This is a genomic window from Thauera sp. DNT-1 (genome assembly GCF_055393985.1).
In genome coordinates, this window is record NZ_AP043752.1 from 520271 (window position 1) to 540393 (window position 20123).

27 protein-coding genes and 3 tRNA genes are annotated in these 20123 nt (G+C 65.8%); 8 read left to right on the top strand and 22 right to left on the bottom strand.

Going from position 1 to position 20123, the window contains the following annotated elements; all coding sequences use genetic code 11:
• The first annotated feature begins 75 nt into the window (after positions 1–75).
• From ACZ5PP_RS02425 to ACZ5PP_RS02455, 7 genes are all read left to right on the top strand, one after another.
• Complete coding sequence (locus ACZ5PP_RS02425; protein ID WP_043743383.1) at positions 76–1836, top strand: PHA/PHB synthase family protein; 1761 nt, start codon at positions 76–78, stop codon at positions 1834–1836.
• Positions 1837–1960: 124 nt separating this feature from the next.
• Complete coding sequence (locus ACZ5PP_RS02430; protein WP_004255160.1) at positions 1961–2404, top strand: phasin family protein; 444 nt, start codon at positions 1961–1963, stop codon at positions 2402–2404.
• A 10-nt stretch (positions 2405–2414) separates the two neighbouring features.
• Entirely contained in the window at positions 2415–3161 is a 747-nt protein-coding gene (gene phbB / locus ACZ5PP_RS02435) for an acetoacetyl-CoA reductase (protein WP_004255163.1), read from the top strand.
• 297 nt (positions 3162–3458) lie between these two features.
• Positions 3459–4355 (top strand): LysR family transcriptional regulator, encoded by an 897-nt coding sequence (locus tag ACZ5PP_RS02440; protein ID WP_443080472.1) that lies wholly within the window; start codon positions 3459–3461, stop codon positions 4353–4355.
• Between the two features lie 511 nt (positions 4356–4866).
• Positions 4867–4940: transfer RNA gene (locus ACZ5PP_RS02445), tRNA-Cys, on the top strand.
• 72 nt (positions 4941–5012) lie between these two features.
• Positions 5013–5088: transfer RNA gene (locus ACZ5PP_RS02450), tRNA-Gly, on the top strand.
• Positions 5089–5236: 148 nt separating this feature from the next.
• A complete protein-coding gene (locus tag ACZ5PP_RS02455) occupies positions 5237–6424 on the top strand; it encodes an alkaline phosphatase family protein (RefSeq protein WP_004324896.1) in 1188 nt (395 codons plus the stop codon).
• Positions 6425–6508: 84 nt separating this feature from the next.
• On the opposite strand, the gene ACZ5PP_RS02460 is transcribed toward ACZ5PP_RS02455, so the two are convergent.
• Complete coding sequence (locus tag ACZ5PP_RS02460) at positions 6509–6967, bottom strand: DUF1178 family protein (RefSeq protein WP_004324898.1); 459 nt, start codon at positions 6965–6967, stop codon at positions 6509–6511.
• 300 nt (positions 6968–7267) lie between these two features.
• On the opposite strand from ACZ5PP_RS02460, the gene ACZ5PP_RS02465 reads away from it, so the two are divergent.
• Positions 7268–7351 (top strand) — tRNA-Leu (locus ACZ5PP_RS02465).
• 74 nt (positions 7352–7425) lie between these two features.
• Here the strand turns inward: ACZ5PP_RS02465 and ACZ5PP_RS02470 are convergent.
• The 21 genes from ACZ5PP_RS02470 to ACZ5PP_RS02570 form a co-directional block, all read right to left on the bottom strand.
• Positions 7426–7674: a hypothetical protein gene (locus ACZ5PP_RS02470; RefSeq protein ID WP_464826692.1), complete on the bottom strand. Its 249-nt coding sequence runs from the start codon at positions 7672–7674 to the stop codon at positions 7426–7428.
• Entirely contained in the window at positions 7649–8188 is a 540-nt protein-coding gene (locus tag ACZ5PP_RS02475; protein ID WP_464826693.1) for a hypothetical protein, read from the bottom strand. Before ACZ5PP_RS02475 ends, ACZ5PP_RS02470 begins: the two co-directional genes overlap by 26 nt.
• Positions 8185–8337 carry a hypothetical protein gene (locus ACZ5PP_RS02480; RefSeq protein ID WP_464826694.1) on the bottom strand — a complete coding sequence of 51 codons (153 nt, stop codon included), beginning with the start codon at positions 8335–8337 and terminating at the stop codon, positions 8185–8187. Before ACZ5PP_RS02480 ends, ACZ5PP_RS02475 begins: the two co-directional genes overlap by 4 nt.
• 132 nt (positions 8338–8469) lie before the next feature.
• Complete coding sequence (locus tag ACZ5PP_RS02485) at positions 8470–8922, bottom strand: hypothetical protein (protein WP_464826695.1); 453 nt, start codon at positions 8920–8922, stop codon at positions 8470–8472.
• A complete protein-coding gene (locus ACZ5PP_RS02490; protein WP_464826697.1) occupies positions 8922–9989 on the bottom strand; it encodes a phage major capsid protein in 1068 nt (355 codons plus the stop codon). The genes ACZ5PP_RS02485 and ACZ5PP_RS02490 overlap by 1 nt, the downstream gene beginning before the upstream one ends.
• A 79-nt stretch (positions 9990–10068) precedes the next feature.
• Positions 10069–10452, bottom strand: a complete 384-nt coding sequence (locus tag ACZ5PP_RS02495; RefSeq protein ID WP_464826698.1) for a hypothetical protein — start codon at positions 10450–10452, stop codon at positions 10069–10071.
• Entirely contained in the window at positions 10449–10862 is a 414-nt protein-coding gene (locus ACZ5PP_RS02500) for a transposase (RefSeq protein WP_464826699.1), read from the bottom strand. The genes ACZ5PP_RS02495 and ACZ5PP_RS02500 overlap by 4 nt, the downstream gene beginning before the upstream one ends.
• A gap of 175 nt (positions 10863–11037) precedes the next feature.
• Positions 11038–11313: a hypothetical protein gene (locus tag ACZ5PP_RS02505; RefSeq protein ID WP_464826700.1), complete on the bottom strand. Its 276-nt coding sequence runs from the start codon at positions 11311–11313 to the stop codon at positions 11038–11040.
• 136 nt (positions 11314–11449) lie between these two features.
• The gene (locus ACZ5PP_RS02510; protein WP_464826701.1) at positions 11450–13012 is read right to left on the bottom strand and encodes a hypothetical protein; all 1563 of its coding nucleotides are present in this window, start codon (positions 13010–13012) and stop codon (positions 11450–11452) included.
• Positions 13009–13650, bottom strand: a complete 642-nt coding sequence (locus ACZ5PP_RS02515; protein ID WP_138861433.1) for a hypothetical protein — start codon at positions 13648–13650, stop codon at positions 13009–13011. The genes ACZ5PP_RS02510 and ACZ5PP_RS02515 overlap by 4 nt, the downstream gene beginning before the upstream one ends.
• Complete coding sequence (locus ACZ5PP_RS02520; RefSeq protein WP_138861434.1) at positions 13647–13841, bottom strand: hypothetical protein; 195 nt, start codon at positions 13839–13841, stop codon at positions 13647–13649. The genes ACZ5PP_RS02515 and ACZ5PP_RS02520 overlap by 4 nt, the downstream gene beginning before the upstream one ends.
• A 15-nt stretch (positions 13842–13856) precedes the next feature.
• Positions 13857–14093, bottom strand: a complete 237-nt coding sequence (locus ACZ5PP_RS02525) for a hypothetical protein (RefSeq protein WP_138861435.1) — start codon at positions 14091–14093, stop codon at positions 13857–13859.
• A 95-nt stretch (positions 14094–14188) separates the two neighbouring features.
• A complete protein-coding gene (locus ACZ5PP_RS02530; RefSeq protein ID WP_464826702.1) occupies positions 14189–14977 on the bottom strand; it encodes a hypothetical protein in 789 nt (262 codons plus the stop codon).
• Between the two features lie 111 nt (positions 14978–15088).
• Positions 15089–15325, bottom strand: a complete 237-nt coding sequence (locus ACZ5PP_RS02535; RefSeq protein ID WP_415258100.1) for a hypothetical protein — start codon at positions 15323–15325, stop codon at positions 15089–15091.
• 85 nt (positions 15326–15410) lie between these two features.
• The gene (locus ACZ5PP_RS02540; protein ID WP_464826703.1) at positions 15411–15620 is read right to left on the bottom strand and encodes a hypothetical protein; all 210 of its coding nucleotides are present in this window, start codon (positions 15618–15620) and stop codon (positions 15411–15413) included.
• Positions 15621–15634: 14 nt separating this feature from the next.
• Complete coding sequence (locus ACZ5PP_RS02545; RefSeq protein ID WP_464826704.1) at positions 15635–16756, bottom strand: tyrosine-type recombinase/integrase; 1122 nt, start codon at positions 16754–16756, stop codon at positions 15635–15637.
• A gap of 129 nt (positions 16757–16885) precedes the next feature.
• Positions 16886–17146, bottom strand: coding sequence for a cell division topological specificity factor MinE (gene minE / locus ACZ5PP_RS02550; protein ID WP_004324900.1), 261 nt, complete (start codon positions 17144–17146; stop codon positions 16886–16888).
• Position 17147: 1 nt separating this feature from the next.
• Positions 17148–17960, bottom strand: a complete 813-nt coding sequence (minD, locus tag ACZ5PP_RS02555) for a septum site-determining protein MinD (protein ID WP_004324902.1) — start codon at positions 17958–17960, stop codon at positions 17148–17150.
• 31 nt (positions 17961–17991) lie between these two features.
• The gene (minC, locus tag ACZ5PP_RS02560; protein ID WP_464826705.1) at positions 17992–18768 is read right to left on the bottom strand and encodes a septum site-determining protein MinC; all 777 of its coding nucleotides are present in this window, start codon (positions 18766–18768) and stop codon (positions 17992–17994) included.
• Positions 18769–18864: 96 nt separating this feature from the next.
• Positions 18865–19728, bottom strand: coding sequence for an Hsp33 family molecular chaperone HslO (hslO, locus tag ACZ5PP_RS02565; protein ID WP_004318246.1), 864 nt, complete (start codon positions 19726–19728; stop codon positions 18865–18867).
• Complete coding sequence (locus ACZ5PP_RS02570) at positions 19725–20117, bottom strand: arsenate reductase (RefSeq protein WP_004318245.1); 393 nt, start codon at positions 20115–20117, stop codon at positions 19725–19727. The genes hslO and ACZ5PP_RS02570 overlap by 4 nt, the downstream gene beginning before the upstream one ends.
• Positions 20118–20123 lie beyond the last annotated feature (6 nt).

Here is a 20123-nt window from a genome sequence, read left to right on the forward strand (position 1 = left end):
TTCTTCAAGGCTTTGCATCTTTTCCCGTAGGCATTATGATAGTAATAAGTTACTTACAACATCGGAAGACCAGAGATGAACACCCTTGCCATACCTGACAAGCCCGCGCCGGCACCGTCCGAAGTCGTCTGTCGCCCCGATGTCCTGGATACGCTTGCGAACGCGTGCCGGGCACGCGGCACTGGCGGGTTGTCACCGGCGGCGGGTTTGCTGGCTTGGTACGACTGGGCGCTGCACCTGAGCCTTTCACCGGGCAAGCAGCGCAGCCTGATCGAAAAGGGATTGCACAAGCAGCGACGCTTGGCGCGCTACGTCGCGCACGCTGCAAGTGCCCACGGCTGCCCCACGTGCATCGAGCCGTTGGAGCAGGATCGGCGCTTCGAGGCGCCGGCCTGGCAGCAATGGCCGTTCAACGTGATCCACCAGGGCTTTTTGCTGCAGCAGCAGTGGTGGCACAACGCCACCACCGGCGTGCGCGGCGTGTCGCGCCATCACGAGAACATGGTCACTTTCGCCGGGCGGCAGTGGCTGGACATGTGGTCGCCATCGAATTTCATCTGGACCAACCCGGAAGTGCTGGAAGCCATCAGAACCAGCGGCGGCGCCAACCTGTGGCGCGGCGCGATGAACTTCCTCGACGATACACAGCGTCTTGCGCTTGACGATGAACCGGCCGGGGTCGAAGGCTTCAAAGTCGGCCAGGACGTGGCGGTCACACCAGGAAAGGTGGTGTTTCGCAACCACCTGATCGAGCTGATCCAGTACACACCCACGACCCCCGATGTGTATGCCGAGCCGGTGCTGATCGTGCCCTCCTGGATCATGAAGTACTACATCCTCGACCTGTCACCGCACAACTCGATGGTGAAGTACCTGGTCGACCAGGGGCATACGGTGTTCATCCTTTCCTGGAAGAACCCGACCGCGGCCGATCGCGACCTCGGCCTCGAGGATTACCGATGGCTGGGGGTCATGGATGCACTGGACGCGGTCACGGCCATCGTGCCTGAGCGCAAGGTGCAGGCGGTTGGCTATTGCCTGGGCGGCACCTTGCTGACGATCGCCGCAGCCGCGATGGCGCGCGATGGCGACGAACGGCTGCACAGTTTGACGCTGCTGGCGTCGGAGACCGACTTCCGCGAGTCGGGCGAAATCGCGCTTTTCATCGACGACAGTCAACTCGCCTGGCTGGAAGCCGGGATGTGGGACAAGGGCTATCTCGACGGCAAGCAGATGGCCGCCTCTTTCCAGATGCTCAACTCGCGCGACCTGATCTGGTCGCGCCGCGTGCGCGAGTACCTGCTGGGCGAACGGCAGGAGTTCAATGACCTGATGGCCTGGAATGCCGACGTGACGCGCATGCCGTATCGCATGCACAGCGAGTACCTGCGGCGTTTGTATCTGAACAACGATCTGGCCGAGGGACGCTACCAGGTCGGCGGACGGCCGGTGGCGATCGCCGACATCGAAGTGCCGATGCTCATCGTCGGCACGGTGCGCGACCACGTCGCCCCCTGGCCATCCGTGTACAAAATGCACCTGCTCAGTGATGCGGAACTGACCTTCGTACTGACCAGCGGCGGGCACAACGCCGGCGTGGTCAGCGAGCCGGGGCACCCCCGGCGCAGCTACCAGATTGCGACCCGCAGCGCCGGCGCTCGCTACATCGATCCGCAAACGTGGCGTGCCGAAACCCCGTTGAACAAGGGCTCCTGGTGGCCAGCCTGGCAGCAGTGGCTGGCGCGACGTTCGACCGAGCGGGTATCGCCACCTGCCATGGGAGGCACGCAGGCGCCGCTCGGTGATGCGCCTGGTACCTATGTGGCAATGCGGTGACAAGACGCACTGAAGCCAAGACGCACTGAAGCCGAGACAAGGCCAGACCATTTCAGCAGGGACATCACTAGGGATGGCCCACACCCGCCCCAAAGGGGGCCCACCATGACCGAAGGGCACTGCAATGAGCAACGAACTGCCAATCCATCTCTACAAAGCCAATGCCGAGCTGCAACTGCAGATCACGCGCTTGCTGCAGGAGAGCAGCCATCACTGGCTCGAAGCCATGCAACAGCTCAGCGCTGGCGGCGTGCTGGAGACCACCTCGCGCATCCAGGGCCTCCAACAGGCGGCCGACTGGCAGGCGCTCGCGACTTTGCCGTCAGAGGTGTTCTGGCGCCTGTGCCAAGGCCGCATGGGCGATGCCCAAGCGGTCGGGCAAGTAGCAGCCAAGAGCCAGGCGGCCTTTGCCAATGGTCTGCGTCAAGCACTTACGACTTGGCAGGAATCTGTCTCCGAGGCATTCGGCACCAGTGGCGACGCAGCCTCTTTCACGCAGCTTTGCCAGCGCTGGGCGCAGCCCTGGACCGCCCCAAGCGCCGTACCCCAAGGCAAGACCAAGAAATGAGGGGACGGCAATGTATACGACGCAACGGACGGCGCTGGTGACGGGAGGCAACCGGGGGTTGGGCGCTGCAATCGCCCGTACCCTGCACGACGTCGGCCACCGCGTGATCGTCACGCATACCCCCGGCAACATCACGATTGGCCAGTGGCAGCAAGCGCAAGCGACACAGGGCTACACATTTGCTGCCTACGGGGTGGATGTATCCGACTACGAATCAACGCAGGAACTGGCGCGGCGCATCCACGCCGACGGTCATCGGATCGATATCCTGGTGAACAACGCCGGCATCACCCGCGACGCAACGCTGCGCAAGCTCGACAAGGCCGGGTGGGATGCCGTACTGCGCACCAACCTGGACTCCATGTTCAACGTCACCAAGCCGTTCGTCGATCCGATGGTCGAGCGCGGCTGGGGTCGCATCGTCAACATCTCGTCGATCAACGGCAGCAAGGGCCAGTTCGGGCAGACCAATTATTCGGCGGCCAAGGCCGGGGTACATGGATTCACCAAGGCGCTCGCACAGGAGGTGGCGCACAAGGGCGTGACGGTCAACACCGTCTCGCCGGGCTATTTCGCCACCAAGATGGTGATGGCGGTGCGCGAGGATGTGCGCCAGAAGATCATCGATGCGATTCCGATTGGCCGTCTCGGTCAGCCGGCCGAGATTGCGGCACTTGTCGCCTTCATCGCCAGCGAAGCCGCCGCCTTCATGACCGGCAGCAACGTGGCGATGAACGGCGGCCAGCATATGTATTGAGTAGTCGAGGAGCCTGCGGCATGAAAGTCTGGACCATTCGCGTGGGCAACGTCTCCCCCGGTCGCTGCAATTCACCGAAGAGCATCCTTGGCACACTCGGGTGCTCGGACCCGAAGCATGCGCATTGACACGAGGGTGTTTGCGTGCTGACGGATAGTGATCTGCAAGCCCTCCGGTTGACCGCACGTCTAGCAGGCGTCCTCACCCTGATCCTGATCGACACCCCCATCGCTTGGTGGCTGGCTCGTACCAAGGTCTGGTGGAAAGGGCCGATAGGAGGCTGCCTTGGAGCCTAGATTGCTACGCTATTTCGTTGCAGTCGCGGAAGAGCTGCATCTCGCCCGCGCGGCCGAGCGTCTCGGCATCGAGCAATCTCCCGTATCACGAGCAATGCGCGACCTCGAACGCCTGCTGGGCGTCTCATTGTTCGACCGCAGTGCCCGGCAGACGCGGCTGACTTGGGCCGGCCAGGTGTTGCTGGGCGAAGCTCGGCGCGTGTTGGCCACCGTGGACCAAGCGGTTCAAGCTACCAAGGCTGCAGCGCAGGGCTACCAGAGCTATTTGCGCATCGCCATCTGCGACAGCCTTGCCCAGCCACGCATCGCCTCGCTACTGGCGCGCAGTCGCGAGGAAGAACCTGAATTGGGGATTCGGGTCTTCGATCTGCCGTTTTCGCGGCAGCTCAAGGGCCTGCACGATGACCTGCTGGATGTCGGCTTCGCGCTGTCGGATGCGGTCACCGGAGGGCTGATCGCCGAGCCTGCTTGGAGCGATCCGCTATCGGTGATCGTGCCGACACGCCATCCGCTGCTCGCGCATGCACAGGTCAAGTTGGAAGACGCCTTGAAGTTTCCGCTGGTCCTGTGTCACCCGGATGCGGCGTCGGGCTGCCATGACCAGATTCAGGCACTGCTCGACGGCGCGGCCATCACGCCCAAGATAGCCGACCACGTGACAAGCCTTGGCGTGATGCTCACGCTGGTGGGAGCCGGTTATGGCATCGGCTTTGCCATCGGTGCACAGGTGCAGACTTGCCAGCGGCCCGACATTGCGATACGCCCGCTGGCGGGCATCACGCCCACGCTGACGACCTATCTGCTGCGCCGTCAGAGCGAGCCCTCGGAACCGATGAAGCGGTTCTTGCAGCGTGCTCGGCGGTTGTTCCGGCCGCAAGGCGATGTGCACGCTCCTTGACCCGCATCGGTCCAGGTACGTTGGCTATTGGCAGCCGTCTCCGGCTCTGGGTGGACTTATCTGGTCCGTCACGTTGACCGACTTGGATTTTTGAGTCCAGAATAGAGGCCTTCTTGGGGAGCTGACCCCAAGAAATTCTTTGTTGATCAACCGGTTGGGTTGTGGGTGCTGTTCCCTTCACCCGCTTCATAGAGCGGGTGGTTCGCATAGGATCGAGACCCGCGACTCTGGCCAGTTGATCTTTGGCGATTCGCGAAGGATCCGCGCTCCGCCGCCTGCGCCGCGCCGGACAGAGTCGGTGTCGCAAAAAGTACCGCGAAGGTGTTGCCAGGCGAGAGCTGTTAGTACATAATGCAGTCCTTCGCGGCACAATGAGAAGTAAAAATTGCTGCGTTATCAAGGAGTTAAAGCGGGGATTTAAGTCTCGTTTCCCGCTCCAAAGAATTCGCAGGCTGGGCAGTGCCCAGCCAAGTGGCCCCGGGGCATTGGGGCAGCTGGCCGAAACGGTTGTGGCGCGATGGCAGAGTGGTTATGCAGCGGCCTGCAAAGCCGTGTACCCCGGTTCGATTCCGAGTCGCGCCTCCAGTAGTAAAAAAGTTGTAAAGAAGTATTGCGATGCGGTGCAAAAGAAGCTAGAATTTGCGCCCTGTCGTCAAAGCGGGAATAGCTCAGTTGGTAGAGCGCAACCTTGCCAAGGTTGAGGTCGCGAGTTCGAGACTCGTTTCCCGCTCCAGATTCTGAAAGCCGGATGTGCGCCCAGCGCCCATCCGGCTTTTGCATTGTGCCCCCGCGGTGCATGCCTCGCCGGCGGTTTGCCGGACGCGGCCTTGCAGGGTAGGCTCGAAGCTCTCCCGGAGCTCTCTGCGATCCTCGCGCACCGCATGCCCTTCACCATCGACTCCACCTTGCCCCTCCCGGCCGGCGCCGTTCTTCCCGACTATGGCGACGGCGGGCTCTACGGCTTCGCGCGCGGGCTCCGCCACTGGCTGCACGACCGCAAGGCCGGGTGGCCTGCGGCCGAGGTCGCGCCGGGCGAGCGCGCGCTGGTCGTGCTGCTGGTCATCGACGGGCTGGGCGAACGCTTTCTCGACACGGTCGGGTGGGGCTCCGCGCTGCATGCGGCCAAGCACGCCGGCCTGAGCTCGGTGTGCCCGAGCACCACGGCGAGTGCGATCACCACGCTGGCGACCGGCGTCGCGCCGGTCGAGCACGGCCTCAACGGCTGGTTCATCCACGATCGCCGCTTCGGTGGCGTGATCGCGCCCTTGCCGCTGATCCGCCGCAGCGGCGAGCCGCTGGAGGCCTTCCGCCTGCTGCCGCGACTGTTCCCGGTGGCGCCGATGTATCGCCACGCCTGCCGACCGGTCACCCTGGTCTCCCCCGTGCAGATCGCATTCTCGCGCTTCTCGCTGCACCATGGGCGCGGGGCACACATCGAGCCTTACGAAGGGCTGCAGGACTACGTGGCCGCCATCGTCGACATGGCCGATGCGCTCGCGCACAGTGGCGGGCTGATCCACGCCTATTACCCGGTGTTCGACATGCTGAGCCACCAGCACGGCTGCCGCTCGGCCGAGGCGGTCGCGTGCTTCACGCGCGTCGATGCCGCCTTCGTGTCGCTGCAGCAGGCGCTGGCGGGGCGCGACGTGCGTCTGCTGGTGACGGCCGACCACGGCTTCATCGACGCGCCACCCGAGCGCCGCATCGACCTCGCGCCCGACGGCGAGGTCGCCGCCATGCTCGCCGCGCCGCTGTTCGGCGAGCGCCGGCTGGCTTTCTGCCGGGTGCGCGCCGGTGCGCAGGCCGAATTCGAAGCGTGGGCTGCGGATGAGCTGCGTGGCAAGGCGGTGGCGGTGCGCGGCGAAGACTTTCTCGCCGCCGGCCTGCTCGGCCCGGGTCAGGTGCATCCGCGGCTGGCCGAACGCCTGGGCAGCCACGCGGTACTGATGGAGGCCGGGTGGACGATCGTGGATCACGTGGCAGGCGAGCACGAGCACACCATGATCGGCGTGCATGGTGGCCTCAGCGCGGACGAGATGCGCGTGCCGCTGATGCTGGCACGTACCTGAGGACGGGCACTCCACACGGCTGCGACAGGGCGGTGGACCTGGCGGTCCGTGCTCGGCACGCATCCCCGCCTGCGCCCTGGCTCTTCAGTGCAGGTCTTCCTCGGCTGGCGGGACCGGCAGCACCAGGATGCCCTCTTCGAGCAGGGACTCGACCTCGTCGGCGGAGGCCGAGCCGCGAATGTCGCGCGCCTCGGTTTCGCCGTAGTGGATGCGGCGCGCCTCCTCGGGCAGGCGCTCGCCCACGTTCTCCGCAACGCGCGCAAGGCTGCGCAGCTGCGTCATCAGGCGCGCGAGTCCTTCGGGAGCAGGAGCGGAGGGAGGGACGGCGCTCGCGGCCTGCACCTCACCCGCTGCGGGCGGCCTTGCCGAGGCGGACTGGCCGGTCTGGACGTAGGGCGCGCTCGGCAGGCGGCGGACCTCGGTGGCGCCGCAGATCGGGCAGTTCACCAGGCGATCCGCGAGCTGCGCCTCGAAGGCTGCGGCGGAACCGAACCAGCCTTCGAAGCGGTGTGCATTGCTGCAGTGTAGGTCGAGTACGATCATGGCGAGGACTGTCCGGTCACTGTGCCGGGCAGGACGCCGCAGCAAGGATGGGACAATGGCTGAGCGGGATGGTGCCCGGGACGGGACTCGAACCCGTAAGGCTTGCGCCGGCGGATTTTAAGTCAATATCGAACACCATCAAACGCATAGGAGCACGCTATAACACTAAGATTCATAGGGCGGCGCGGCGGTCGATTGTCGCACCGTTGCGGTGCTTTGCGGTCGCTTGAGGTGCTTTGTGCGCAGCAACTACGCACCGAATACGCACGGGCTTATGCACTTGGTACAATGCGCGGCCTTGCCCGGGTGGCGAAATTGGTAACCGCAGTGGACTTAAAATCCATCGCCTACGGCTTACGGGTTCGAGTCCCGTCCCGGGCACCAGCAAGGATGCTTCTCGCGCTCCCTCCCATGTAGAAGCGCGCGCCGACTGCGGCCGATCCGCGCGCGCGAGGGCGTCACGGCAGAATGTCGTCCGGGCCAAGGATACCGCGGACCTCCAGGATGCGGCGCAGCTTGCGCAGGGCTTCGCGCTCGATTTGGGCGATGCGGGATTGACTCAGCGGCTTGTCGCCGGTCTCGGCGGCCAGCGCTTCGGCGATCTCGTCATAGCTCACCTCGGCAAAATGCGACGGGTTTGCGTGGCGGGCAATCTCCGCCAGGCGCACGAACTGGGGTTCATCAATCGGGACTTCGTAGCCGGCCATGCTCGGGTCTCCATGTGCCGCGCGCGATCAGTTGGCCGGCGACTTCCTGCACTCGCGGCCAGTGGGCGGTCAGCACCGCCAGGGCGAGGCGCTGCGAGAATCCGTGTCCGGCCAGGCCGTTGCCGAAGTGGGGCGTGAGGATTGCGCGGGCCTTCCTCCAGTCGCCGGAGCGGTGGCGGATCGTCACGCCTTTCCAGGGGTGGCCGGTATGGATCAGCTCGGCGACGATGCCGGCGTGAAAGCACGCGGCGGCCTGTGTAGCTGCCAGGGGGCGGTCATAGTCGGCGGGGGCGGTGCCATGATCGAGTTGGCCAGGATCGAAGCGCACTTCTCCGCCGCAGTCGTCGGCGCGCGCTGATTCTGGGGCGATGCCTACCCACTCCAGCACCACTACATGGCCGGCTTCATGGTGGGCGTAGCGGGCGAGGTCTCGAGTGCGCAGCTCGGGCGGGATCTCCGCCAGCGGATGCACGCGGCGCAGCTCGCCCAAGGGCGGGAGCGCGATGCGTGTCATCGGAACGGAAGGAAGTCGGTCAGATGAAAGTCCGCCAGCCGGCGCGCGAGGATATCGACGCCTTTGCCGTGGATGCGCCATCCGGCGCCGAAGCGTTCGATGTGCAGGCGGCGGCGGGCGCACTCAACGAAAATTTCGTCTTGGGTCATGAGGTGGTCTCCGGTGAGGTGGCAGACCTTGCCGCGGGGCACGAGTCCCGCGTCCGGTGGTCTGCCGTGCGCGCTGCTTCGCCTGTCAGCACGCCCGGTGCGCCCCGCGGAGGAGTGCCGCGGGATGCTTGCTCAGGGCCGGCGCCAACAGCCGCGGAAGTCCTCCAGTGCGGCGGAGTCGGGCGCTTCGGTCGGTACGCCATCGTCCACGAACGGCTCCGCGGGCGGCGTGGTGATCGCGGCGGCTTGCAGAATCTGCATCGCCGGGTTCGTCGTGAGGTCGCCGGCCAGGCGGGCGAAGGCGTTGAACTCGGCGATGACGAAAGCGGCCTGGTCGAGCTCTTCGCGCAGCTCGTCGCGCCGGCCTCGCCAGTAGCTGCGGTGCGCGGTGTGCGCGGTATCGAGCGCGCGCAGGAGTGCGCCTTCTGCGTCTTCGCAGTTCCTTCGCGCCCGTTCGAGCGTCCTTGCATCGCGGCCGGCGCGGTCGAGTGCGTCGACGGCAGCCATATACGCGCGCTCGGCGGCGTCGAGGTTCTGGACGGCGCTGCGGTAGATCTCCGCGGTGCCGATCTCGGCGGCCGGCATCACACCGCCTCCCGGTGGCGGACGATGCCGCGACCATCGGTAAGAAGCGTAGCCCCCAGGTCTGCGACGAAGCGGAACAGCACACCATCGAAGTCGACATCGGGGTCGCTCACCTGTTCGACGCGCAGCGGGCTCGCGGCGCCGCGCAGCTTCAGGGTTGCAATCGCCGGCTGAACTTCCTTTCGGGCGAACAGGTAGTAATCGTTGGTGCTCAGGCGGCAAGACGGAATCACCTGAATCGGCAGGTCGGCGGCCTTGACCAGCCGGCGCGCGCCGAATTCAAGCGCACCGCTCACCACGAGATAGGCGGCGCTGTAGTTGCCCTCGCGGCCCTGCCGGGTTCGCTGATTGCGCAAGCTGTGCATGCTCGCAGCCAAGCCGTTTGCGTCCAGGGCTTCCCATCCGGCCGGGATCAGGCGGAAGCTCTCGTCGGGGAAGTCGTTGAAGCCCCCCACCCAATAAGGCTTCGTGTCGTAGATCGCCCCCGGCGCCACGAGTTGCCCATAGACCAGATCAGCTTCGACAAGGGCGGCCAGGTTGGCTGCTTCATTCAGGTTGGCGAGCAGGGCGCCCACGTCGTCGTTCACCAGATCCGTCCGCGAAATGCCAAGCCGGGCGCCGTAGGTGTCGAGGCGAACGTTCTTGTGCAGCGAAGCGGACCACGCCGTTCCGGGGGTGTGTTCGGCGAGCTCGCGCGTGCGGACCAGCGCGAGGTCGGATTGTGCGGCGACGATCTCGCCGGGCTTGAAGTCGCGCACCTCGTGTTCCGCGCAGAAAGCGCGATGATCGGCCGCGCCCTCGAAGGTGTGCCATGCCAGCGTGCGCAGCGCGGCGCCGACGGTATCGGTGAATGTCGCAGTGCCGGCGCCCATCACCATGACGGAGCGCGCGTTTTCGTGGGGGCGCGGTGGGCGCTTGAGTTGCGCTGCGGCGGTCGCAATCGCGCTGAGGGGGCGTTCGGCGTAGTGGGCGGCCAGGGGGTGCGGGTTGCGCGGCGCATGGCCGGCGGCGATCAGCAGTGCATCGGTGCCGGCGGCGATCACGTCGCGCGGGTCGTGGTTCAGCATGGCGGGAGTCCTTGAAGGGTGATGCAGCCATGTTGCCGACTTGCTGCTGATGCTGTACGCCTATCGCATCAGTATTGCGCTATCGGATGAGCTCGAACAGGTTGCGGGCGGTCGTCGGCACTCGCTGCCTGGTGTCGAAGGCGCGGCGCAGTGCGTCGTCTATCGGCGCCAGGGCAAGTGCGGGGTTTCGCTCCCTTTGCGGGCGGATGCGCCCCTCGTATCGCTTGATGGCGGCCTCCAGGCGACACGCGGTGCGCCAAGGGCCATCGTTACCACACAGGAGGGCGGCGGCTTCCCGCAACGCCTGGTTGCGCTCGCGCAGACGGGAAGCGCGATCAATCCCGCACGCGGTGTCGAGGTCCGCGCCGCCGTAGAGGTGGCGGCGCATGGCCTCGCTGATCCAGCGGGACACATCCGGGCCGGTGTCGCCGGCCGCAGCTCGGCGGGCAAGTTCGATGCTCATGCGCTGCACCTTCGGAATACAGGATCTTCGAGCCGGCCGGGGCGGAACTCGAAGCCGGCGCTGCGCAATGCGGCGGTCAGTCGTTGCTCGATCAGGACTGCGGCGCTTGTCGCAATGTCGACTTCATGCGATTCGAGCAAGGCGCGGAAGGTCCGCATCGCGGTTGCGCTCGGGGGGCGCGGTGCCCAGGGGTCGGTTCCGATGAATGCCGCGAATGCGTGACTGTCCAGGATTGCGGCCTCCGCTTGGCGGTCGCTCATACGCCAAAGCACTTGGAGCACATGACAGCGGAGCATCATTCGCAGGGCGTAGCCCTTGCGGCCCGTGCGGCGATTGTCGGCCTGGTAGTACGGGCGTGCGACCTCTTCCAGGTCAACCCAGTTGACGGCCCCTTCGACCAGCTTCAGCACGAGCTCTCGTTTTGGTGTCGTTGCCTTGGGCCACCGAATCGAGGTAAACAGGGCCGTCTGCGCGGAATCGGTAATGCAACAAGCTTTCATGTTGTTCCCGTGTTTTGTTGCCTATGCAACGGAGGCGCCGCCTAGCGGAAAACGGAGCCTCCACGTACCCGAGTGCGAATTGCTCTCAGGAGGACCCACGCGCATCGCGCTCGTCGTCGCGCTCGTCGTCGCGCTCGTCGTCGCGCTCGTCGTCGCGCTCGTCGTCGCGCTCGTCGTCGCGCTCGTCGTCGCGCTGCGCGCGAACGGTCGATTGAAGTTGCAGGATTGCCGCTTGCAATGCTTGTGCTGCGCTGCGCAGGTCTCGCGGATCGTCAGCAGGCAACGCGCGGCCATTGCGAAGCACTGCGAAGTTCCAGCCGGTTCCGAACTGGTGCGTCAGAAGGATTTGCGTGGTGGTCATTTCAGGGTCCTTGGTGGTGGTGGAATTCGGCTCTTGCGGGTAATGCGGTGGTTGCGGGGTGTGTTTCTACTCACTTATGTAATATGTCACTGCCTTTTTTCATACGTAGGTATAAACACACCCCGCAATCACCGCATTACCCGCAATCCGTGCGAACGGCCCAAAGGGCGGTTTTCGAGTGGCCATCGGTGCCGGCCTGCACCGCGCGGAGCGCGTCGACAATCCGGTCGCGGTTCGATCGCAGCCATCCGCCGAGCCGGCGCGCGGTGATCTTCTCGTGACAGATCAGTTGCAGCGCCTCGCGCAAGTCCGGGTGCTGGTACTCGCCTGAGGCGGGGCCTACTGACAGCGCGGCGGCGACAACCTCGGCCGCACTTACCGGCTTCGAGTTGAAGGCGTCGAACCATGCCGACAGCAGCAGGCGCGAGGCTTCCAGCTCGGGGTCGAACTCGCGCAAGGTCTCAGCGGGGGCAAGGGGGTCGGGAAGCCCAAGCCAGCGCAGCGGACGGCGCACAAGGCGATCCCATTCCGTGAAAGAGCCAACGGGGGGCAGATCGACCGCAGGCGAGCCGGCCGCGAGGTAGGCGAGGGGGATCGTCAGCGCGGCGGCGATCAGGCGACCGCGCTCGGCGCGGGCGTATTCCAGGGCGTCACGGTCGAAGCGGCGCAGCTCGGGGCGCTCCATGCCGGCATCCAGGCGAATCAGCAGCGTGCGTCGCTTCAGGTCGCCTGTGATCGTGAGGGCGTTACCGGTGGCGATCAGTTGCGCATTCGTCGGGACCGTCACCAGCGCGGATCCGCCGAGCGGGCGGAAGCGGGCGAGGGGTTGGGTGCAGACTTGGCAGAGCAGATCGAAGCCAAGCGGAAAACTGATGTTGTCGAGCGCAATCACCGGATCACCCGCAAGGAAGGCGCCGGCCAGCCTCTTTTCGTTTTCATCGTCGCTCCGCCCCAGGCTCATCACCGCGGGGCGGGATCCGGTCGCAACGATGCTGATCACGTCGGCAAGCAGGCTTTTTCCGGTGCCGGGTGCCGTTGCCGATACGCCCACCATCGGCGCCGCAGGAATCGAACGGCGCACCACGGTTCCGATCAGTGCGGCGAGGGCTGCGGATCGGTCGCCTTCTGATGTGAAGGGCCATGTTCCCAAGGCGTCTATCAGAAGCTCGGCGGCGGCCTTCGCATCGTCTGCGTCAGGGCGCGGGTTGATGCCGGGGTAGCACGGAAGCTCCGCGGGATCGCATGCCACGTAGAGCCCGGAATCCGGGTCATATCCTGCCTGGTCGAGCAGGCGCCCGTCTGCGGTGATCGTCGGGGCCTCAACAACACCGCTCAGGCGCTTGTGCTCGGGAAAGTGTCGTCGCGCCAGGTAGGCGTCAGCCAATCGGCGCGGGCAGTCTGCGGGGCGATCCGCGCCGCTCCGGCCGTCAAACTTGAACAGGCTTGCGTAGGTGCCGGCGAGGGTCATCAGGTGCGCCGGCTCCACCGGCACAATGACGGCGCCCTTTTCGCTCCGGTGCAGGTGAACGAACCGCTCGCCAAAGGTGAACAGATCGGGAGCGCGCGCCAGGGCGGCGCCTACTGCGGCAACGTTCTCGGGCAGGCTGCCGTCTTCGATCTTGATTGTGGGCAGATCGGACGGCGGTGGGGGTTGGGTCTTGGCAGCGTCGATGACGCGAAGGTGGACGGGCTTGGTCATGCATCGGACTCCACCAGCACGCGGAGCCGTTCGCGCTCTCTTGCGCCGGGGCGGGGCGGGTGCACGATCAGGTCGACGCATGTCGCGCCGTGGTCGATCAGGGCTTGTGCCAGCTTCAGCAGGCGGTCGGGATCCGCGTTGGACGGATGCGCCACACGCACGCGGCGGCCGTCTGCCACATCGAAGCGAAGGCGTGCGGGATTGTCCTCGGGTTGCACCACGAGGAGCGGCGCCGGTAGGTTCTTGGCGTTTGGCCAGCCAAGCGCAATGTTCAGCGGCTCATCAGCCGGGGGAGGGTTTTCGGCCAGGCTCTTTCCGTAGGCCGGATGGCGGCGGGGATGTGCGCCGATGCCGCGGCGGCGGAGCGTGATGCTTGGCGAAGCCGTGGCGGGCACTTCAGAGGGGCGGGCGAAGGTCACGCCCGCCGAGTATTGATCGCGGATCTCCGCAATCAGCGTATCTGCCGAGCCGTCACGGTCAATCGCGCGGGCGGTGCAGGCGGGGCAGATTGCAACGGCGATGCCCAGTCCAGGCGCGAGCATCGAAACCTCAACAACGGTCGATTGCTCGGGGTTCGCATCCTGATTACAGGCGAAGCATGCCATCGCCTTCGGAGCAAGAATGCGCGTGTCGTTCATGCGTCACCCCTCTTGCGGGCGATGGCGTCGGCGCGCGTGCGGCGCTTGCCATTGCCGCGGAAACGGGGGGGCTTTTCCTGGGGCCAGTTGGCGAGGGTATCGAGCGCGGGCGGGGTTGCGCTAGAATTGGCGGTGTCGAATGCTTGGGGCGCGGCCTGGTCAGGGCTGGCGCCCTTTTCTTTTTCGGTCATGGTCGGCGCTCCCGGTCATGCCACAGATGCGCCGCGGCCGGCGCGGGCTGCCAGCCACTGTTCATAACGGGTTTTGCTGATGAGCAGTTTCTTGCCAACGCGCACGCACGCCGGGGCAAGACCGTTCTTTTCCCGCTCGCGCAACTGCCAGCGCAGGGTGTAGGCCGTCAGGATGCGAGGGTACTTGCTCGCAAGCTCTTCGATGGTGTGAAGGTCATCGAGCGGGAGCGTTGCGCTAGGGGTTTCTTGCATGGCGATCACCTTGCGTTAGATGGTGATCGCGAGTTTTACGGAGTGCCCTTTGTTGCAGTGAGGACAACAGGCGAGAATTCCGGCGTGGGTTGTCCTTAGCTTGTTGCTTTGACTTTCCGGAAGTTGTCCAGGGTGCAGCCGGCCGGCGAATCGAGCACGGCGGCGGTAAGGTCGACGCAGTCCTGGTCCGGAAGGTCGATGTTGACGTCGTGGCGGGATTGGATCTCACGCAAGGCAACGTCCAGCGCGCGCCAGTAGTCACGAACAGAGGCTTCGCGCGTCGCCGTGGCGACATGCAGCGCGTCAATCATGGGCTCGTGCTGTTCGTCGCGGTCTTGCAGGCTGGCTAGGGCCTCGATCAGATCGGCACTCGTTGGCCAGCAGGCAGGGTTGACGTGTTGGTCGAGCTCCGCCAACGCTGGCGCGACGTGAAGGCGAAAGCTGCCGGCGATGTTGGCGCCGCGATAGGCTGCATGCGTGTCCGCAATGCATGCAGCCTCATTGAGCAAGTCGACAGGGTGCGAATCGGCATTTCGGCTGAGGTTTCGAGCATTACAGATCGCGTCCCGAGCGCGCAGCTTGCGCGCCAGCTCGGCGGCCAATTCTCGAATCTCGCGCGAAAGCTCGCGGGCGCGGCGGATGTCCTGCCTGACTGCCTTCGTTCTATTGGGCGCGCATGAGGCGGCGGTGTCGAGAAACGCCCACAGAAGGCGCTGCCAGCGTTGCGGGCCATCGAGCGCGCGAACGTGCGGGTTCAGATCTACGATCCGGACCAATGCCGAGCGTGCGAGCGTGCGATTCTTTCGCAGGTTGTCGCCGAAGGGCCGATGTGTCGTGATGACGGCGCGGAGCTCGTCTTCTAGCCAGGCTTCAAAAGAAACCATTTCGCCCACCTATGCGGCGCCCTGGTAGAAGGTGCCGCCCCAGGCCGGCCAGGTGTCCGGCTTTTCCTCCCGTCGAAGTAGGGGCGGCGTTACGCCATTGGCGAAAGTCTGCTACTCAAAGAGAATTTCGGAGCCGCTCCGCGGGTGTTCGTTGAGCACCTCGCATGCGTAGTTTTCGAAGATCTTGCACACGTCGCTTGCAACGCCGGGGTCATCGGACTCGATCGAGCGGGACAGGGCGCCAAGCGCACTGGCGAGCCGTTCGAAGTGCAGGCGCAAGTCCTCATACTTCGCTTGCAAACGTTCGGGGGTGATGGTGGCGTTTGTGCTAGTTTCGGTGTCAGCCATGATGCGGACCTCCTATGTAGGTCGGTTGTGGTCAGGGGCTTCCAGGCGTTCCCGCGCCTGGTCGCTCCGCTTCTGCCTGAGTCCGTCAGGCGGCGGTCTTGCTCGGTTGTAGCGCGGCTTTCAGTTGCCGCCGTGCCGCGCGTTGCGCGGCTTCGATGGTGGCGAACCGTTCCAGGTGCGAACAACTCACGAGGTAGTCGGCGCCGGATCTCCACAGGCTGCCGTAGGCAATGCCATTGGCGCGCACCGCCCAGTCGTCGATACGGGGCTTGCGGCGGTCGAAGGTGATCTTCATCGCGGGGTCTCCGGTCAGGCGGCGCCGTTGTTCTTCTTGCCGACGGTGCCGAGCGCCTTTTCTGCGAGTTCGAGCACATCATCGGCGGCCAGGTGCTCGTAACGCTTGAGCATGGCGAGCGTCTTGTGTCCGCTGATCAGCGCCGCTTGCGCGAGGTTGGCTCCGTTGCGGATCACCTTGGTAACGCCCGTGTGCCGGGTGGTGTGCATCACGACCTTGTGCACGGGGTCGTCGGTATCGTCCAGGCCGGCGCGAATCCGAACGAACCGCCACAAGGTGTCCACGTTCTTCGGGCGCTCGGGTTGCTTCGGGTCGAAGAAAACCAGATCGCTGCCGAGCGGGCGCACCTTGGCGGCGGTTGCGAGCGCGGCGCGCACGTCTGCGACCAGCGGGAGCGCGCGCGGGCTTCCGTTCTTCGTCTTTCCCAGCACCGCGATTCCGCGGGCAAGGTCGACGTCACGCCAGCGCAGGTTCAGCACTTCGGACTTCCGCGCGGCGGTGGTCAGGAGCATCAGCACGAACAGATGCATGCCATCCCAGCGGGATGCCGCGGCGGCGGCGAGGAGGCGCGATTCTTCGTCGGGGGTAAGGATGCGCTGCCGGCCGGGGCCTTCCTTCAGGCGTTTGACCTTGCCGCCCTTCATCGGGTGCGCCTCGATCACGCCATGCTGTAGGGCGAAGCCGAAGACCGCCGACAGGGCCGCGCCGTACCGGTTGATCGTCGCAGGGGATAGGGGCTTGTCGGTCGTGATCACGCCCGACGTGGTGCGGCGACGTGCCCGCCTGGTGCGAAGCGTCAGCAGTGCTCCGTTGACGTCGCCGTGCGTGATTTCAGCAATGGGGCGGGCGCCGAGCTCGTCACGCCAGAATTCCAGATGTGCCGGCGATGCGTAGTCGCACACGTCCGCACGGATGAAGTCCTCGATCAGATCGGCGAGGGTCTTCCCGCGGGGGCGTGCGACACGCTCCAGGGCGGCGTCGTTCTCGTTGTTGCGCAGCCAGTCTTGCGCCTCGCGCTTGCTGGCGAAGACCTTGGAACGGCTGGCGAAGCCCGCGCGGCGGATGTGCGCGCGGTAGGTCGTCACCGTCTTTCCGGTGGCCTTGTCCGTGCGCTTCCTTTCGACAATGGAGCCCATTTTCCCTTTCTCCTCAGAGCAACTACGCACCGCACTACGCACAGCGCGCTAAGTTGTTGAGGATTATAGGGTGTCAAAAGTTTTTAAGTCCGCTATGGTTACCGATTTCATCACCCGGGCGGCCGAGGCTCAGCGGTTCTGCTCCGGCAGCACGATATTGACCTCGAGCACCTCGTAGTTGTCCTGCTTTTCGAGCTGGACCTTGATGTCGTCGGGGTTGACCGCGACGTACTTCGAGATGACCTCGATCAGCTCGCGCTGCAGGTCGGGCAGGAAGTCGGCCCTGGGGCTGTCGCCCGCGCGCTCGTGGGCGATCAGCAGCGACAGGCGGTTCTTGGCGATCTCCGCGGTCTTCTTCTTTTCGCCGAAGAGGCGGGCGAGGAAGGACATGTCACTTGCCTCCGAACAGGCGCTTGATCAGGCCGGGCTTTTCGTAATTGACGTAGCGCAGCGGCAGGTCTTCGCCGAGGAAGCGGCCGACGACGTCGGCGTAGGCTTCGGCGACGTCGGTACCCTTGAGGTGGATCGCGGGCGTGCCCTGGTTCGAGGCGTGCAGCACGGACTCCGACTCGGGGATCACGCCGATCAGCGGCACGCGCAGCAGCTCCTGCACGTCCTTGTACGACAGCATCTCGCCGTCCTCGACGCGCTTGGGCGAGTAGCGGGTGATGAGCAGGTGCTCCTTGACCGGCTCGCCGCCCTCGCGCGCACGCTTGGACTTGCTCTGCAGGATACCGAGGATACGGTCGGAGTCGCGCACCGAGGAGACCTCGGGGTTGGTGGTCACGATGGCCTCGTCGGCGAACGTCAGCGCCATCACCGCGCCGCGCTCGATGCCGGCCGGGGAGTCGCACACCACGTACTCGAAGCCCATGTGCTCGAGCTCCTGCAGCACCTTCTCGACGCCTTCCTCGGTGAGCGCGTCCTTGTCGCGCGTCTGCGAGGCCGGGAGGATGAACAGGTTGTCGCAGTGCTTGTCCTTGATCAGGGCCTGGTTCAGGCGGGCCTCGCCATTGACCACATTGACCAGGTCGTACACGACGCGACGCTCGCAGCCCATGATGAGGTCGAGGTTGCGCAGGCCGACATCGAAGTCGATGACGGCGGTCTTGAAGCCGCGCAGGGCGAGTCCGGAGGCGAATGCCGCACTGGTGGTGGTCTTGCCGACGCCGCCCTTGCCCGAAGTTACTACGATGACTCTCACGGTTTCCCCTTGTGGATGCGGTATGGCTGGCTCAGTCGAGCTTCAGCGCTTCGAGGTTGAGTGTATGGTCGGTGCCGCTCAGCCGCACCAAGGTGGGCTTGCCGGCAAAGGCTTCGGGAATGCCGCGCTCGAAGGTGCGGTACACGCCGGCGATCGATACGAGTTCGGGGCCGAAGTTGCTGGCCACGATGCGCGCCGCCTGGTTGCCCTGAGCGCCCGCGATCGCGCGTCCGCGCAGGGGGCCGTAGCAGTGGATGCTGCCATCGGCGATGACTTCGGCGCCGGGGCTCACGCCACCGAGCAGGACGAGATCGGTGCCGCGCGCATAGATCTGCTGGCCGGAGCGCAGCGGGCGTTCGACGAACATGGTCGGGGTGGCCGCAGCGGCGACCGGGGGCGGCAGCGGGGGCGGCGCAGCCGCGGGCGCGGGCTCCGCGGGAGCAGCGTGGCGCGCGGGCGCCTCGGCGGGCGGGCGGGCGGCGAGCTGCGCCGGATCGACCAGTGCGAGCCCGGCGCGCCGGGCGCCCTCGTGGTGTTCCGCCGCCAGGCGCATCACACCGATCGGCTGCAGGCGGTAGCGCCGCAGCAGCGACTGCAGGCCCGACCAATCGATACGCTCGGGCAGTTGCGCCACCCCGCCGAAATCGAGGATGAGCAGCTCGCCGCTGAAGAAGTCGGGCATGCCGCCGAGCATCTTGTGCAGCGAATCGGCAAGCGTGCTCGGTTCCGCCGCCTGCAGGACGGCGATGGTGGCGCCCAGGGTCGTGTTGTGGAACTCGATCGATCTTGCGGGCGCGCTGGCGGACATGTGCTGAACGGTCTTCAAAATCGAGCGAGTGTACTTAGGCGAACACGTTCGGGCAAGGCCGGCGGCGCAAGCCGGCCGGCATTGCCGGCTTCCGGCTCAATGCAGGGTGGGCGGGCGGAAGAGCGCGTCCACGTCGCTGCGATCGAAACGGTAGGTGTGGTTGGACAGATCGTCATGCACCACCACCTCGCCATGCTGGTCCAGGACCGTGCGTACTTCGTCCTCGCCGAGTGCGCGCAACATCTCGGCGATCTTGTCCGGATCGGCCGGCCATTCGTGGGTGACCGGACGCGCGTCGAAGAGGCGGATGTCCTCCTCGGCGAACAGGCGGCGCAGGATCTGCTCGGCGTCGAGGCCGAGCAGCTCGTCCTCGCGCACGGTGTGGGCCAGCTGCTGGACGCGCGACCAACCGTCGATGTCCTTGAGGTCGGCACCGGGCAGCTTCTGCACGAACAGGGCCACCGCCGCCTGCGCGCTGCACGCCAGCCACAGCCTGGCGGGCTGCTGCTCGGACTGGACGAGATAGTGCTCGAAGACCTCGGCGATGCTGTCGCCTTCCAGCGGCACCAGGCTCTGGTAGGGCTGATCGAGGCCTTCGATGTCGAGGGAGAGTTGCAGGCGCCCGTCGCCGACGAGCTCGACCAGCGTGCCCGCGGCGGGCGTGCCCTCGGCCTTGGCGTAACCGCGCAGGTTCAGGGTCTCGGCGCAGTCGATCACCAGCAGGCTGACGGGGCCGTGGCCGGTGATCTGGAAGGTCAGCCGGCCGGGCTGCTTGAGGTTGCCGGCGATCACGGTGGAGACTGCGCTCATCTCGCCGAGCAGTCGCGCCACCGCGGGCGCATAGCCGCGCCCGTCCTGCATGGCTTCCCAGACGTCGGTGAGGCGCACGACCGCGCCGCGGATGTCGAGGTCCTCGAGCAGGAAACGTTGCACATAGCTGGTGGGGAGGGGCGTCTTCATCTTGGAGTGTCCGGTGTTCCTGCTGGCGGTTGGGCTCGGCCCCGGCTGTGGCGCTCGAAGGCCTCGGTATCCAGGCCGACGACGAGTCCGCCGTCGGCGAACTCGACCACCGGGCGACGGATCAGGCTGGGCTGGGCCTGCATCAGCGCGATCGCGGCGGCCGTGTCGGCGATCGCCTGCTGCTCGGGCGGGAGCCTGCGCCAGGTGGTGCCGCGCTTGTTGACGAGCGCTTCCCACCCGAGCTTCTCGCACCAGCGCGCGAGTGTGGCGGCGTCGACGCCGGCCTTCTTGTAATCGTGGAGTTGGTAGGCGACACCCGCGCCGTCGAACCAGGCGAAGGTCTTCTTCATGGTGTCGCAGTTCCTGATGCCGTGGATCGTCGTCGGCATGACGGC